This is a genomic window from Maribacter sp., from assembly GCF_039974175.1.
In the GTDB taxonomy this organism is placed as follows: Bacteria; Bacteroidota; Bacteroidia; order Flavobacteriales; family Flavobacteriaceae; genus Maribacter_C.
The window spans coordinates 1,515,291-1,528,521 of the sequence record NZ_JBDWJN010000010.1 but is presented as its reverse complement, the minus strand read 5'-3'; the positions used below and the strand labels follow the sequence as shown (position 1 = coordinate 1,528,521).

The 13,231-nt window shown below is 41.8% G+C and carries 10 protein-coding genes; 9 read left to right on the top strand and 1 reads right to left on the bottom strand.

The features are described 5' to 3' along the window. Window positions 1-6 precede the first annotated feature (6 nt). The 6 genes from ABJN95_RS15835 to ABJN95_RS15810 all read left to right on the top strand — a co-directional run bounded on the left by ABJN95_RS15835 (window position 7) and on the right by ABJN95_RS15810 (window position 9,501). Complete coding sequence (locus ABJN95_RS15835) at window positions 7-1,284, top strand: glycoside hydrolase (RefSeq protein ID WP_348371677.1); 1,278 nt, start codon at window positions 7-9, stop codon at window positions 1,282-1,284. Between the two features lie 20 nt (window positions 1,285-1,304). Continuing rightward, a complete protein-coding gene (locus ABJN95_RS15830; RefSeq protein WP_348371675.1) occupies window positions 1,305-2,585 on the top strand; it encodes a family 43 glycosylhydrolase in 1,281 nt (426 codons plus the stop codon). A gap of 136 nt (window positions 2,586-2,721) precedes the next feature. Then, the gene (locus ABJN95_RS15825; protein WP_348371674.1) at window positions 2,722-4,137 is read left to right on the top strand and encodes a sulfatase-like hydrolase/transferase; all 1,416 of its coding nucleotides are present in this window, start codon (window positions 2,722-2,724) and stop codon (window positions 4,135-4,137) included. A 7-nt stretch (window positions 4,138-4,144) separates the two neighbouring features. Then, window positions 4,145-6,235 (top strand): beta-L-arabinofuranosidase domain-containing protein, encoded by a 2,091-nt coding sequence (locus tag ABJN95_RS15820; protein ID WP_348371672.1) that lies wholly within the window; start codon window positions 4,145-4,147, stop codon window positions 6,233-6,235. 33 nt (window positions 6,236-6,268) lie between these two features. After that, the gene (locus ABJN95_RS15815; protein ID WP_348371670.1) at window positions 6,269-7,843 is read left to right on the top strand and encodes an MFS transporter; all 1,575 of its coding nucleotides are present in this window, start codon (window positions 6,269-6,271) and stop codon (window positions 7,841-7,843) included. 17 nt (window positions 7,844-7,860) lie between these two features. Next, on the top strand, window positions 7,861-9,501 hold the full coding sequence (locus ABJN95_RS15810) for a sulfatase (RefSeq protein ID WP_348371668.1): 1,641 nt from the start codon (window positions 7,861-7,863) through the stop codon (window positions 9,499-9,501). Window positions 9,502-9,514: 13 nt separating this feature from the next. On the opposite strand, the gene ABJN95_RS15805 is transcribed toward ABJN95_RS15810, so the two are convergent. Then, on the bottom strand, window positions 9,515-10,354 hold the full coding sequence (locus ABJN95_RS15805; RefSeq protein ID WP_348371666.1) for an AraC family transcriptional regulator: 840 nt from the start codon (window positions 10,352-10,354) through the stop codon (window positions 9,515-9,517). Window positions 10,355-10,498: 144 nt separating this feature from the next. On the opposite strand from ABJN95_RS15805, the gene ABJN95_RS15800 reads away from it, so the two are divergent. From ABJN95_RS15800 to ABJN95_RS15790, 3 genes are read left to right on the top strand one after another with little or no spacing between them, the layout of a single operon-like run. After that, window positions 10,499-11,662 carry a cytochrome P450 gene (locus tag ABJN95_RS15800; RefSeq protein WP_348371665.1) on the top strand — a complete coding sequence of 388 codons (1,164 nt, stop codon included), beginning with the start codon at window positions 10,499-10,501 and terminating at the stop codon, window positions 11,660-11,662. A gap of 1 nt (window position 11,663) precedes the next feature. After that, a complete protein-coding gene (locus tag ABJN95_RS15795) occupies window positions 11,664-11,972 on the top strand; it encodes a 2Fe-2S iron-sulfur cluster-binding protein (RefSeq protein ID WP_348371663.1) in 309 nt (102 codons plus the stop codon). 6 nt (window positions 11,973-11,978) lie between these two features. Next, entirely contained in the window at window positions 11,979-13,226 is a 1,248-nt protein-coding gene (locus tag ABJN95_RS15790; protein WP_348371661.1) for an FAD/NAD(P)-binding oxidoreductase, read from the top strand. Window positions 13,227-13,231: the final 5 nt, after the last annotated feature.

Sequence of the window (13,231 nt, the reverse complement as noted above, 5' to 3'; positions counted from 1 at the left end):
CCAACAATGAAACCATTCAGGTTCATACTATACATGCCAATTGCATTGTTCTTGTTTTCTTGTGGAGATTCAGAATCGAAATCTCGACCAGTTTCCGAGGTGAAAGCAGACGCGATTTTTCCACATAAAATGCCTGATAGAAAACCAGACTTTCCTATGAGCGCTGCAACAGAACGGATGTTCGATTACCCAGCTAAAGGCATACATGACAACGAACTGTTTTCCCAATTCAAATATACCCAGCTGAAAGGTTTCGATTATAATAATGGTGACGGAACCATATCAAGGCGAGATCCTTCAAGACCCATTAAGGTAAATGGCAAATACTATAGCTACTATACTAAAAGGCATACCGCAGTTCCTCCCATTGGAGCGAAAAATGCAAGTATGACCACCGATGAAATTCCGTCAACCGATTGGGATCTATGCGAAATTTGGTATGCAACGAGCGAAGATGGAATCACTTGGGAAGAACAAGGAGTAGCAATTGCCAGACCAAAAAAGCCGCAGTCAGGATGGCGTTCTGTTGCCACCCCAGATATTTTGATTTGGGAGGGAAAGTACTACCTCTATTATCAAGCATTTAGCGAGCCAAGCGGGCTTCGTGGCGATTGGTGCCCGGTTTCAGTTTCCTATGCAGATTCTCCTGATGGGCCATGGAAACATGGGGGCGATGTGGTAATTCCTTTTGGAAAAAAAGGAGAATGGGATCAAGATGCGACACACGATCCACATCCGATAGTGTTTAATGATAAAATCTATATGTACTATAAGGCAGCTTTTAACAAATGGCCTGATATTAGAGACCAATATGCAGTGGGTCACGGATTGGTCATAGCTGATCACCCCTTAGGTCCGTTTGAGAAACATCCATTAAATCCGGTGATGACCTCAGGGCATGAGACCACCTATTTTCCCTTTAGAGAAGGGGTCGCCGCTCTAGTCATTCGAGACGGAAATGAACGAGAAACCATACAATACGCAGAAGATGGTGTCAATTTTGAAATTGCCTCTAGCCTTTCGTTAACCCCAATCGCTGCAGCGCCCTATCTCGCCGATGCCTTTACCAATACGGACAATGGCAAAGGATTTACCTGGGGGCTTTGTCATTTTATCAATGCCGGTGCCGCAGGCAAACAACATTCGATTATGGCTCGATTTGATTGTGATTTGAGCCTTGAATATGATAATCCAAAAGTCTTTAAAAAAAGTACGGTTTGGCATAAGCCCGAAGTGTATTTTCAACAGGACTTTGATCAAAAAGAAAATGGCACAAAAAAATAGCAATCTTTTGAAACCATCTCATGAGAAAACCAATAACATTACTTCTTTTATTCTTACTGATTTTGCATTCCTGCAAACAAGAGGAAAATACTCCCCAACAAGAAGTCGTCGAGAACCAAAACGGTTTCCCTTTTCATCTGCCTGAGGAAAAACCAAACAGAGCCTTGAGCTCCGCTATGGAACGTATCTACACCGATTACAGTTCGCCAAGACCGCAGAACAACGAATTGTTTAGTCAATTTAAATATACCGAGCTTGAAGGTTTTGATTACAACGACCATGACGGAACCATATCACGCCGTGACCCTTCGAAAATACTTTTGCACGATGGCAAATACTATGTTTGGTATACACATCGCGAAACAGTTGTTCCACCCGTAGGTATACCCAATGCTCATTTATCGAACGACACCATTCCGTCTTCAGATTGGGATCTTGCGGATATTTATTATGCCACTTCCAAAGATGGTTTTACATGGGAGGAACAAGGGGTGGCCATACCAAGACCCGCAGCACCCAATGTGGGCCATCGCTCGGTAACCACAACAGACATTTTACAATGGAAGGGGAAGTTCTATTTGTACTACCAAGCCTTTTCAGTGGCGTCAGGTAAGAATGGAGGTGATGACTGTCCTGTTGCCGTGTCATACGCTGATTCTCCAGAAGGTCCATGGACTCCAACGAACAAAATTGTGATTCCGAATGGAGCAGAGGGTGAATGGGATCAGAATTCCATTCACGACCCTTATCCCTTGGTACATGATGGAAAAATCTATTTGTACTACAAATCGGATTTCGGAGAAAGACCCGAACTTGTACGCATGCAAGGCTTGGCAATTGCTGATAATCCGCTAGGTCCGTTTACAAAACATGCCTTGAATCCTGTAATAACATCAGGTCATGAAACATCACTATTTCCGTTTAAGCAAGGTGTTGCCGCTTTGGTATATAAAGATGGCCCCGAACATAATACGGTACAGTATGCTGATGATTGGATAAATTTTGAAATCGCTTCCATTACCGAGTTAATGCCTTATGCGGCAGCTCCATATGTACCCGACGCCTTTACCAATACACAGGATGGGAGGGGAATTTCATGGGGCCTAGCACATTTCATTAATGTAACTGGCAATTGGGACAAGTTTAGCTCGAAACTCGTTCGTTTCGATTGTGACCTGAGCCTAGATATGCATGATCTTGAAATGAAACAGCATCGTGTAAACCATTCACCCGATGTATATTTCAGACAAGGCCTCAGTGAAAAACAAAAAGAAGCCCGGATCAAGAAAAGTATAGAATAAGTACTAAGAGTCCAAATATTAACCCCAAATAACTTTGAGTATGCATTTCGGGTTAAAATAAAGCTAGCACAAGATAAATTCTGCAAATTATTGCAGCATCAAATCAGGTATTTTTGAACAAATGCAATCGCTTAAAATGAAAAAATTTATAATCATACTGTTCACTGTTTACATTCCGATTGGATGCGCGGCACAACAAAATAATGCCAGCACTCAAGAACAACCCAACATCATTTTACTCTTTGCCGATGATGCTGGTTATGCCGATTTTGGGTTTCAGGGAAGCAAGGAAATGCTTACTCCTAATCTAGATAAGCTAGCTTCGGAGGGCGTACGATTTACACAGGCTTATGTGACACATCCCACTTGTGGACCTTCAAGAGCCGGACTCATCACTGGAAAATCACAATATCGATTCGGATACGAAGAGAACAATGTACCCACTTATATGAGCGAAGTTTCAGCTGTTGACGGCGCTGAAATGGGCCTTCCGGTAGATGAGGTGACCATGGCAGATTACTTAAAAAAACAAGGATATGCCACCGCAGTGTATGGAAAATGGCATTTGGGTGGTGCTGATAGATTTCACCCTACCAAAAGAGGATTTGATGAATTCTACGGTTTCCGTGGAGGCGCAAGGAGTTATTTTGAATATACTGAAGAACCCAAAGAGCCCTTAAACAAAATGGAGCGTGGCTTTGGCAACTTTGAAGAACACACAGGATATCTCACGGATGCCTTAGCGGAGGAAGCTAACCTGTTTATTGAAAAAAATGCAAAATCTCGTACCCCCTTTTTTGCCTTTATTTCGTTTAATGCCGTACATACCCCAATGGATGCCCAACCTGAAGATTTGGCAAAATTTCCCAATTTGGAAGGAAAAAGAAAAATAGTTGCAGCCATGGGCCTAGCCTTAGACAGGGCTACTGGAAAGGTTTTAAACAAGCTTAAGGAATTAGGCATCGATGAGAATACCATTGTAGTTTTTACCAACGACAATGGTGGCCCTACTGATGCGAATGCCTCAAGTAACCTCCCATTGAGTGGTATCAAAGCGACGCACTTAGAAGGTGGACTTCGCGTTCCTTTTTTGATGAAGTGGCCAGGTCAGTTAAGCCCTAATTCAACTTATACGAAACCCATAAGCACTTTTGATTTGCTTCCTACTTTTTACAAGGCAGCGGGGGGAGACCTACAAAATCTAAAAGATATCGATGGAGTTGATTTACTTCCTTATGTAAATGGGCAAAATTCAGAGCCCCCGCATGAAACCCTCTTTTGGAAGCGTGATGCACGAGCGGCGATGCGCAAAGGAGATTGGAAGTTAATTCGTTTTCCTGATAGACCTGCAGAGCTCTTTTACCTACCTGATGATGAAGGTGAATTGAACGATTTAGCTGCCAAAGAACCAGCCCGATATCTTCAAATGTACAAGGAACTTTTTGCCTGGGAAGCAACTTTAGAGCGTCCTAGATGGTTGTTAAAAAAAGAATACGAGTGGCGCGATGTGCAACGTATGGATAAGTTTTGGCCTAAAAAGGACTCAGAATAGACTACTTATGAAAAAGAATAAAGCAATTAGGTTGACCTTAGCTATAGTTGGTTGTGCGGTCACAATTTCATCTTGTGAGCATTCTGAAGCAAAAGCTCAAAATCAAAAAAAACAAAAAACCATTGCCATGATCAAAGACAATGCTCGCGGTGTTATTAACAATACGAATAGTCCGTATGTCAAATTGAAAAGTATCGACATCGGTGATTGCCAATGGACAGAGGGCTTCTGGGCTGAGAAATGGAAACAGGCCGAAGAAACGATGGTACCCTACATGGGAAGCTTATTGAAAGGCGATATAGGTCATGGATTAAATAATTTTAAAATCGCTGCCGGGCTCAAAGACGGCGAGCATAAAGGTTGGTGGTGGCATGATGGTGATTTCTACAAGTGGATGGAAGCTAGCATGTACATTTATGCCGTTAACCAGAACGAGAAAATCGTTCAAGAAATGGACGAAATTATTGAAATCATCGGCAAGGCTCAACAAGAAAATGGATACCTCTCAACGCCAATAATAATCCGTGATGACTTGGCACCTTTTTCCAATAGGAGATATCATGAATTGTACAACAGTGGACATTTATTGACTAGTGCCTGTATACATCACCGTGTGACCGGCAAAACCAATTTTTTAGACATTGCCATCAAACATGCCGATTACTTGTATGACCTTTTTGTGCCTATTAGTCCAGAATTGGAACGTTTCGGATTTAACCAAACCCAAATCATGGGTCTAGTAGAATTGTACCGTACGGTTCAAGACAAACGCTACTTGACGTTAGCTGAACAATTCATTAATCTACGTGGCACCTATGAAATTAACGACACTGAAGCGACCAAAGGCTATCCTATAGGTGATATGGTACAAGAGCGTGTGCCCCTTCGAAAAGAAACCGAAGCCGTTGGTCATGCGGTTTTGGCATTGTACTATTATGCAGGGGCAGCTGATGTTTATGCTGAAACAGGAGAAAAAGCTTTAATTGAGGCTTTGGATCGTCTTTGGAACAATGTGACCAATAAAAAAATGTATGTCACAGGGGCCGTTGGTCAAACGCATTATGGACGATCTTCACGCCTCGATAAAATTGAGGAAGGTTTTATCGATGAGTACATGATGCCGAATATGACCGCCTACAATGAAACCTGTGCAAACATCTGCAATTCGATGTTCAACTATCGTATGTTGACCCTAACGGGTGATGCTAAACATGGTGACATCATGGAATTGGTCTTACACAACAGCGGAATATCTGGAATCGGTCTCGGAGGTAAAGATTATTACTACTCCAACCCCCTGAGAAAAATTGATGCCGCCTTGGATTACGAAAATATGAATGTGGAGTTTCCAGAACGACAACCGTATTTAAAATGTTTCTGTTGTCCGCCGAACTTGGTGCGTACCATAGCCAAATCTCCGGCTTGGGCCTATAGCAAAACTGAAAATGGTATCGCTGTGAATCTCTACGGAGGTAATGAATTAGAGACCACTTTGGTAGATGGTTCAAACATCAAAATTTCCCAAAAAAGCAATTACCCTTGGGATGGTTTGGTTGAAATAACCATTGAGGAAAGTAAGTCAGAATCGTTTGAAGTGTTATTGCGTATTCCTGCCTGGGCTAAAGGAAGTACTTTAAATGTAAATGGGGTGACTGTCGAAAATATCGTTCCAGGAAGTTTTGCTAAAATCGAACGAGAATGGTCAACGGGCGATAAAGTATCCCTAAACATGCCTATGCAAACGAAGTTTATCGAAGGTCATCCTAGAATTGAGGAAGTCAGGAATCAAGTTGCGGTAAAAAGAGGTCCTGTTGTATACGCCTTAGAATCGCCAGATCTTCCCAAAGGAACAGATATTACTGACGTTTATATTTCCGGCAGTGCCAAAATGAAAGCCGTGCATAAACCGAAGTTGTTGGGAGGAATAACTACGATAGAAACCGATTTGCATATCCGCAAAGATGAACTAAAAGGCATGTACAATGAAGTAAGCAAGCCTACATTGGAAACGTATTCGACTCAATTGATTCCATATTTCACTTGGAGTAATCGCGGACAGGGTGAAATGACCGTTTTTATGCCGGTAATCTGGAATTAACAACTATTCATAACCAACCAATTCGTAATCCTTATGGCCTCACATAAAAAAAATGCATTCAAATACGCGACAATTGTGGCCATGGGTGGTTTTGTATTCGGTATTGATGCAGCGTTGATTTCAGGAACGGTTAATTTTATTACCGATGAGTTCCAACTTTCAGATATTGAACTTGGTACAGCAGTTGGCGCACCAGCATGGGGTGTTTTATTGGCCCTGCTATTCGTCGGTTACGCCTGTAACAAACTAGGAAGAAAAAAAACACTTCAAATATCGGCGGCGGTCTATTTGATTTCAGCACTTGGTTCGGCATTCGCACCCAATTATTGGACTTTGGTTGCCGCTCGATTTCTAGGCGGACTTGCGTTCAGTTCCATCTCTATGGCTTCGATGTATATTGGTGAAATAGCCCCGCCTCAATGGCGCGGAAAGCTCGCTTCAATGATTCAAATCAATATTGTTGTAGGCCTATCGGCAGCCTATTTCATGAACTATATGGTTCAAAATTTAGCCAATTCGGGAGCTGAATGGGTGAGCGCTTTGGGTATCGATACGAACACTTGGCGTTGGATGCTAGGTTCGGAAATCTTATTTGCGCTGCTCTGGTTTGTACTTTTATTCTTTATTCCAAAAAGCCCAGTCTGGCTAGTACTCAAAGAAAGAATAGGCGAAGCCAAAGATACCTTGCGAAAAGTAATTCCTGAGAATGCAGTGGAGACCCAGATTGTTGAAATGCAGGAATCTTTGCAGGGCAAAGATGTGGATCGCTCCGATTGGGCACAATTAAAAGAAGTTTTTAGCAAACCCATACGCATCACCTTTATTATTGCCATTACCTTGGCAATTGCTCAACAAGCCACTGGAATAAACGCGATATTATTTTATGCCCCAACGGTGTTTGAACAACTGGGGATGGGTACAGATGCGGCATTTTCGCAGGCTATTTGGATTGGTGTTATTAGCGTTGTCTTTACGATTCTAGGACTAATGGCAGTAGATAAAATTGGTCGCCGGCCCATGATTCTTGGTGGAATGATGTGGATTATTCTTAGTTTGGGAATTTGCTTCTACGGTTTTCAAACGGCTAACTATACGATGAGTGAAGCGCATGTAACTGAGTTGACAGTCATTCCAAATGCAGAGCGATTAGATGTGCTCGTCGGCACATCCTTTGAAAGCGATATCGATTTCAAAAATGCGTTGACTGAAACTTTGGGTGAGGCAGATGCCAAAGCATATTCAAGCGCTTTGATACAAAAAGCGGCGAATATCCATGGCCTACTTATTTTAATTGGAATTTTAAGTTTTATAGCAGCATTTCAAAGCACTGTCGGACCCGTAATGTGGGTATTGTTTTCAGAGATATTTCCTATTTCCAATCGCGGAATGGCCATTCCGTTTTTTGTGTTTGTTACCAGTATCACAAGTTCATTCGTCCAAACATTTTTTCCGTGGCAATTGTCGAATATGGGTATTAGTTATACCCTACTTTTTTATGCCAGCACGGTAGCTGTTGGCCTGGTCATTCTTTTTAAGTATTTGAAAGAAACCAAAAACATGACCATTGAAGAAGTACAAATGGCACTGGCTCCGCAAAAAGAAATATAACCCTGTACGCGAAGATTATGAAAAAAGTTGTCCTTGTTTTTATGGTTTTGTCACTGCTATTTTCTTGTCAAGAACAAAATGTCAAGGAAATGTCGATTAAAAAACCCAATATACTGTTTATAGCGGTAGATGACCTTCGGCCAGAATTAGGTGCCTACGGTTCGGATATCGCTATCACCCCAAATATTGACAAGCTAGCCAGCCAAGGTTTATTGTTTGAAAATGCCTACTGCCAACAAGCAATTTGCAGTCCCTCACGCGCCAGTTTGATGACCGGTGCCCGCCCAGAAACTATAGGAGTATTTGAAAACTACACCTATTTTAGGGATGAAAACCCTGATATTATTACGCTGCCACAACATTTTAAGAGCAATGGTTATGAAACGGTTTATACCGGTAAAATTTATCATGGGAAATTTACCGACACAACCTTATCTTGGAGTCGTAAACCTGCCGTTGAAAGGCTTAAGTTTAAGAGACCAGATTATCCAGGAGGCTACGCCACAAAGGAAAACCAAGAGATTTATAAAAAGAATCAGGCGGAAATAAGGGCCAAGTACAGTAAGGCTGACCATTATGCGCTTGGTCGTGGTCCGGCCTATGAAATGGCTGATGTAGAAGACCATGAATACATTGATGGCTATCATACAGCACTCGCCATCGCTACTATGCAAGAGATGGTCGAAAAGAATGACAAGCCTTTTTTTCTCGGTTTAGGCTTTCGCCTCCCGCATTTAGATTGGAATGCCCCAAAAAAATATTGGGATTTATATGAGCGGGAGAAAATTCCCATGGCAGCATATGTTGATGCACCCAAAGATGGAGCAGCCATGGGATTGCACGCTTCATTTGAACTGCGCGTACGCCACGGCATTCCGAAGAGTGGACCTATAGCAGGGGAATTGGCCAGAACTTTAAAACATGCGTATTTAGCTTCTGTAAGTTACGTCGATGCTCAGATTGGGAAAATGATCTCGGCTTTGGAAGCAGCAGGGCAACGCGAAAATACCATCATCATTTTATGGAGCGACCATGGATGGCACCTCGGAGATATGGGCGTTTGGGGAAAAGCTACGAATTATGAAATAGCCACTAGAGTACCAATGATGATTTGTACACCCAATATGCCCGAAGCAAGTAAAGGAAAAAGAACAGAGGCGTTGGTAGAGCTTATTGATATGTATCCAACCCTAACTGAATTGGCAGGACTTGAACTTCCCGAGCATTTGGAGGGGCAGAGTTTTGCACCCTTACTTGAAAACCCAAAACAAGAATGGAAAAAAGCCGTTTTTAGTCAATTTCCGAGTCCAGCGCTGCGCGAATGGGCAGCAAACCCACTTACCGCAGCAATGAGAGAAACTTATTTTGGACCTTTGATTGAGGAGGTAGAAGGTCGAATAATTAGGCAACAAGGCGACCAATGGGATCGCGACTTTTTTGAGCATAATTTAATGGGGTATTCGATGCGCACAAAAAGATATCGCTTTGTGGCTTGGAAAGACAGAACCAATGCTGCTGCGATGCCTATTGATGTGGAATTGTACGACCACCAGACTGATCCTCATGAGACGCAAAATATTGCTGATGAACATCCTGAATTGGTATCTGAATTGACTACTCAATTGCAGGCAGGTTGGAAGGACAATTTAGCAAATTGATGTAAAGTCTAAATCAATTGTACCTATACTTTTTTTGATAAACCAGTGGGGAGCACCTTTTAAACTTGTTAAATTGCTTATGGAAAAAGGGCAATGACTCATATCCGCAGGCATATCCGATTTGGGCAACTGAACTATCGGTATCTAATAACATACGAACAGCCATGTTAATGCGATACTCATTTAGAAAAGTAATGAAGGAACGCCCCATCATTTTAGAAAAAAATCTAGAAAACGATTGTTCAGAAAGATTGACCTTATCAGCGACTTCCTTGAGGTATATTTTACGACTGAAATTATCAGAAATGAACTCGTGAACTTTAGACATGCGACTTCCGTATTCTGTAGGTAGGTCGTCAATAAAACTTGCTTCAGATAAGGTTTGATACGAGCATTTTGCAAGCTGGGAAAGTAGATGCAGCAATTGAATGTAAAGTTCATGCCCATCAAGGATGGCCAAATTTTTAATAGACGGAATCAATTTTTCTGTTTCCTTCCTATCAAAGAGAATTCCTTTTGTCGCCGTACGCAGCAGGTCAAAAACAAGCTGCAGTTCGGGTACTTTTGGAAATATACCTTTGTTCCATTGCACCACTACAGATTTCGATTGACCCGGTTCATTTTGTACATTTTTCCAGCAATGCGGAAGGTTTGAACGAACCAGAACCAATTCTCCGGGTTCATAAGGGCCTACAAAATCACCAATAAATTTGGTGCCAACGCTTTCTTCAATATAGGTTAGTTCGTGTTGTGGATGAAAATGCCAAGGCGTTTCAAAATTATCGGCTTTATATTCAAACCCCAAAATGGTTTTTTCCTTCCCTAAGGGTATCGGTTCTAAATACGGTTTCATACTCTATTTTAACAAAAAAAAGTAAAAATAGGTCAATTTAATACAGAATAGTATATTTATTGATCAAAATTGAGTATTTCTTTTTGAAATTTTATCCTAATTTTTGTGTGGTAGGAAATAGGAATCCAGATAAATTCAATTGCGATGGAAAAAAGTGCATTACCCGACCCCTTCGAAAATGCGCGTCTAGAGAAAGGGCTGGGCGACTTGAATGACCAGAATGATGCGGTAAAAATGATACTGCGTCATAAAGACGTTCGTAAAACCGCCCACAACTATAAAACCTTTAAGTCGGGCGCTAAGCCGGGCCGTATTGTTGTACCGTCCGAAGTGAATATTCGTGAAACGCGCCAGATTCCTTTCGAGTTAGACCCACCAATTCACGGTATTTATCGTGCCTTGGTAGCTCCTTGGTTCAAAAGACCCTTGCAGGTGGAATATACTGAAAAACTAAAAGCCCAAATCTCGGCATTGGTCGATGAGGCCTTGCAAAAAGATAAAGTTGAAGTGATCGAAGAATTCGCACTTGTTATACAATCACGTGCCTTAACCTTGCTATTGAATATTCCATATGAAGAAGCAGAAACTTGGATATCTTGGGGAACACACGTATTCCGCAGTGAAGACACCGCTTTAGATGCCGATAAGGCGAATATTTTATATGATTATATCGATAAGCAAATTGAGCGTGCCATTGAAAGGCCCGGAGAGGATTTGTACTCCATGCTTTTGGCCTCAGAAGTAGACGGCAAAAAACTGACTAAGGAAGAAGTTAAAGGTGTTATGGTTTTGACCTTTGCGGGAGGTCGTGATACCATTATCAATGCAGTTACGAATGCAATTGCGTATTTATCGGAGCATCAAGAGTCGTTAGAACGTTTGCGAAAGGAACCCGAAATCATCAGGAAAGCAGTTGAAGAAATGATTCGCTACTTTTCGCCCTTGACCCAAATGGGTCGTGTGGTTACTGAAAACACCCAGGTATGTGAACATGCCATAAAAGCAGATACAAGGGTTTCACTTTGTTGGGCTTCTGCCAATCGTGATGCCTCTGTCTTTGAAAATCCGAATGAACTTGTAGTCGACCGTAAAATCAATCCGCATGTTGGCTTTGGTTTTAGTCACCATAATTGTTTGGGAGCTTCTCATGCCCGTCAAATTATGAACGTATTATTGAGCACGCTATCCGAAAAGGTGGCTAGCATCGAATTGTTCGACTGTAAAGAAAACATCGAAGACCTAGAAGAGTTCCAACGCAAGGTGGGTTACGAATATATCAATGTGAAGTTTAATCCAATTACCAAATAGTATGGCCAAAATAACATTTATCACCAACGACAACGAAACTATAGTATTAGAAGCAGCTTCTGGTTCTGTAATGGAATTGGCGGTTGAGCATAACGTTAAAGGAATCGATGGCGATTGTGGAGGTGTATGCTCCTGCGCCACCTGTCATGTTCATGTTCGACCTGAAGATATGGAAAAAACGGGTTCCGCAAGTGAAATAGAAACCGATATGCTTGAGCTCGATGATAATGCCGATGCGTATAGTCGTTTGTCGTGTCAACTAGAAGTTAGTGCCATCCTTGACGGTGTTGTATTGAAAGTTGCGAAATAAGGAGCTATGTCAGATCGTTCAACTTGTGTCGTTATTGGTGCAAGCCACGCTGGTGTAAATTGCGCTTTTGCGTTGCGAAAAGAAGGTTGGGAGGGTGAAATCGTGTTGTATGATGCAGATACTGAACTGCCATATCACCGACCTCCCTTATCTAAAACATATTTGACCAATACTACAGCGTCTGGCGCAATACCTTTAAAATCAAGAGATAGTTATGTAAGAGAACAGATTCAATTGAAATTGGGTCACAAAGTGGTATCACTAGATGCTGATGAAAAGCAAATTGAATTCGAAGATGGTTCCATTAAAAGGTATGATACCCTAGTGTTGGCAACTGGCGCCAGACCCATTTTTCCAATGATCCCAGGCTTGGCTGATGCAAATGCTGTTTTTCCGCTTCGAACTGCAGCTGATGTAGAGGGAATTCGAAAAGTTTTAGACGGAAATCCTAAAAAGAAGGTGGTAGTAATCGGTGGAGGATATATAGGCCTTGAAATTGCATCCTCTTTAAAAGTACTGGGTGCTGAGGTTACCGTTCTAGAAAGGGAAGATCGAGTTTTAGCTCGAGTTACCGCTCCTGAAATGTCAGACTTCTTTCAAGAATTACATACTAATAACGGAGTTGAAATTCATACCGGTAAAAAGATAACAGCGGTTGAGCAAAAGGCCAGTGCAAGTGGTATCATCTGTTCCGATGGTTCAGAGTATACCGCTGATATTATTATTATTGGAGTGGGCATTCACATCAACAAAGAGCTTGCCGAACAGGCCATATTAACCATCGAAAACGGAATCAAGGTAGACGCAACGGCAAAGACCAGTAATGATGATATTTATGCCATTGGCGATTGTAGCTATCACCATAATCTGCATTATAACCGCTATGTTCGATTGGAATCGGTTCAAAATGCAGTTGACCAATCAAAGATCGCAGCTGCGGCCATCTGCGGAAAAGACGTCCGCTATGATGCCATACCCTGGTTTTGGTCTGATCAATACGACATCAAACTTCAAATTGTGGGACTTGCTGAAGGATATGATAACATCATAGTTCGAAAAGAAGAAAAAGAACAACCGTGTTTCTCAATTTGGTATTTTAGGGGCAACAACTTGCTCTCTGTTGATGCCATCAACAATGCAAAAGCTTATGTAGTTGGCACAAAACTTATTAAAAGTAGCGCATTGATTGCTAAGGTTAAACTTTCTAATACAGCTGTTCCTTTAAAACCCGTAAATCTCATTTTAGATGCGTAAAAAAG

Coding starts and splice junctions, on each gene's coding strand:
- ABJN95_RS15835 (WP_348371677.1), top strand. CDS start 7: ATGAAACCATTCAGGTTCATACTATACATGCCAATTGCATTGTTCTTG.
- ABJN95_RS15830 (WP_348371675.1), top strand. CDS start 1,305: ATGAGAAAACCAATAACATTACTTCTTTTATTCTTACTGATTTTGCAT.
- ABJN95_RS15825 (WP_348371674.1), top strand. CDS start 2,722: ATGAAAAAATTTATAATCATACTGTTCACTGTTTACATTCCGATTGGA.
- ABJN95_RS15820 (WP_348371672.1), top strand. CDS start 4,145: ATGAAAAAGAATAAAGCAATTAGGTTGACCTTAGCTATAGTTGGTTGT.
- ABJN95_RS15815 (WP_348371670.1), top strand. CDS start 6,269: ATGGCCTCACATAAAAAAAATGCATTCAAATACGCGACAATTGTGGCC.
- ABJN95_RS15810 (WP_348371668.1), top strand. CDS start 7,861: ATGAAAAAAGTTGTCCTTGTTTTTATGGTTTTGTCACTGCTATTTTCT.
- ABJN95_RS15805 (WP_348371666.1), bottom strand. CDS start 10,354: ATGAAACCGTATTTAGAACCGATACCCTTAGGGAAGGAAAAAACCATT.
- ABJN95_RS15800 (WP_348371665.1), top strand. CDS start 10,499: ATGGAAAAAAGTGCATTACCCGACCCCTTCGAAAATGCGCGTCTAGAG.
- ABJN95_RS15795 (WP_348371663.1), top strand. CDS start 11,664: ATGGCCAAAATAACATTTATCACCAACGACAACGAAACTATAGTATTA.
- ABJN95_RS15790 (WP_348371661.1), top strand. CDS start 11,979: ATGTCAGATCGTTCAACTTGTGTCGTTATTGGTGCAAGCCACGCTGGT.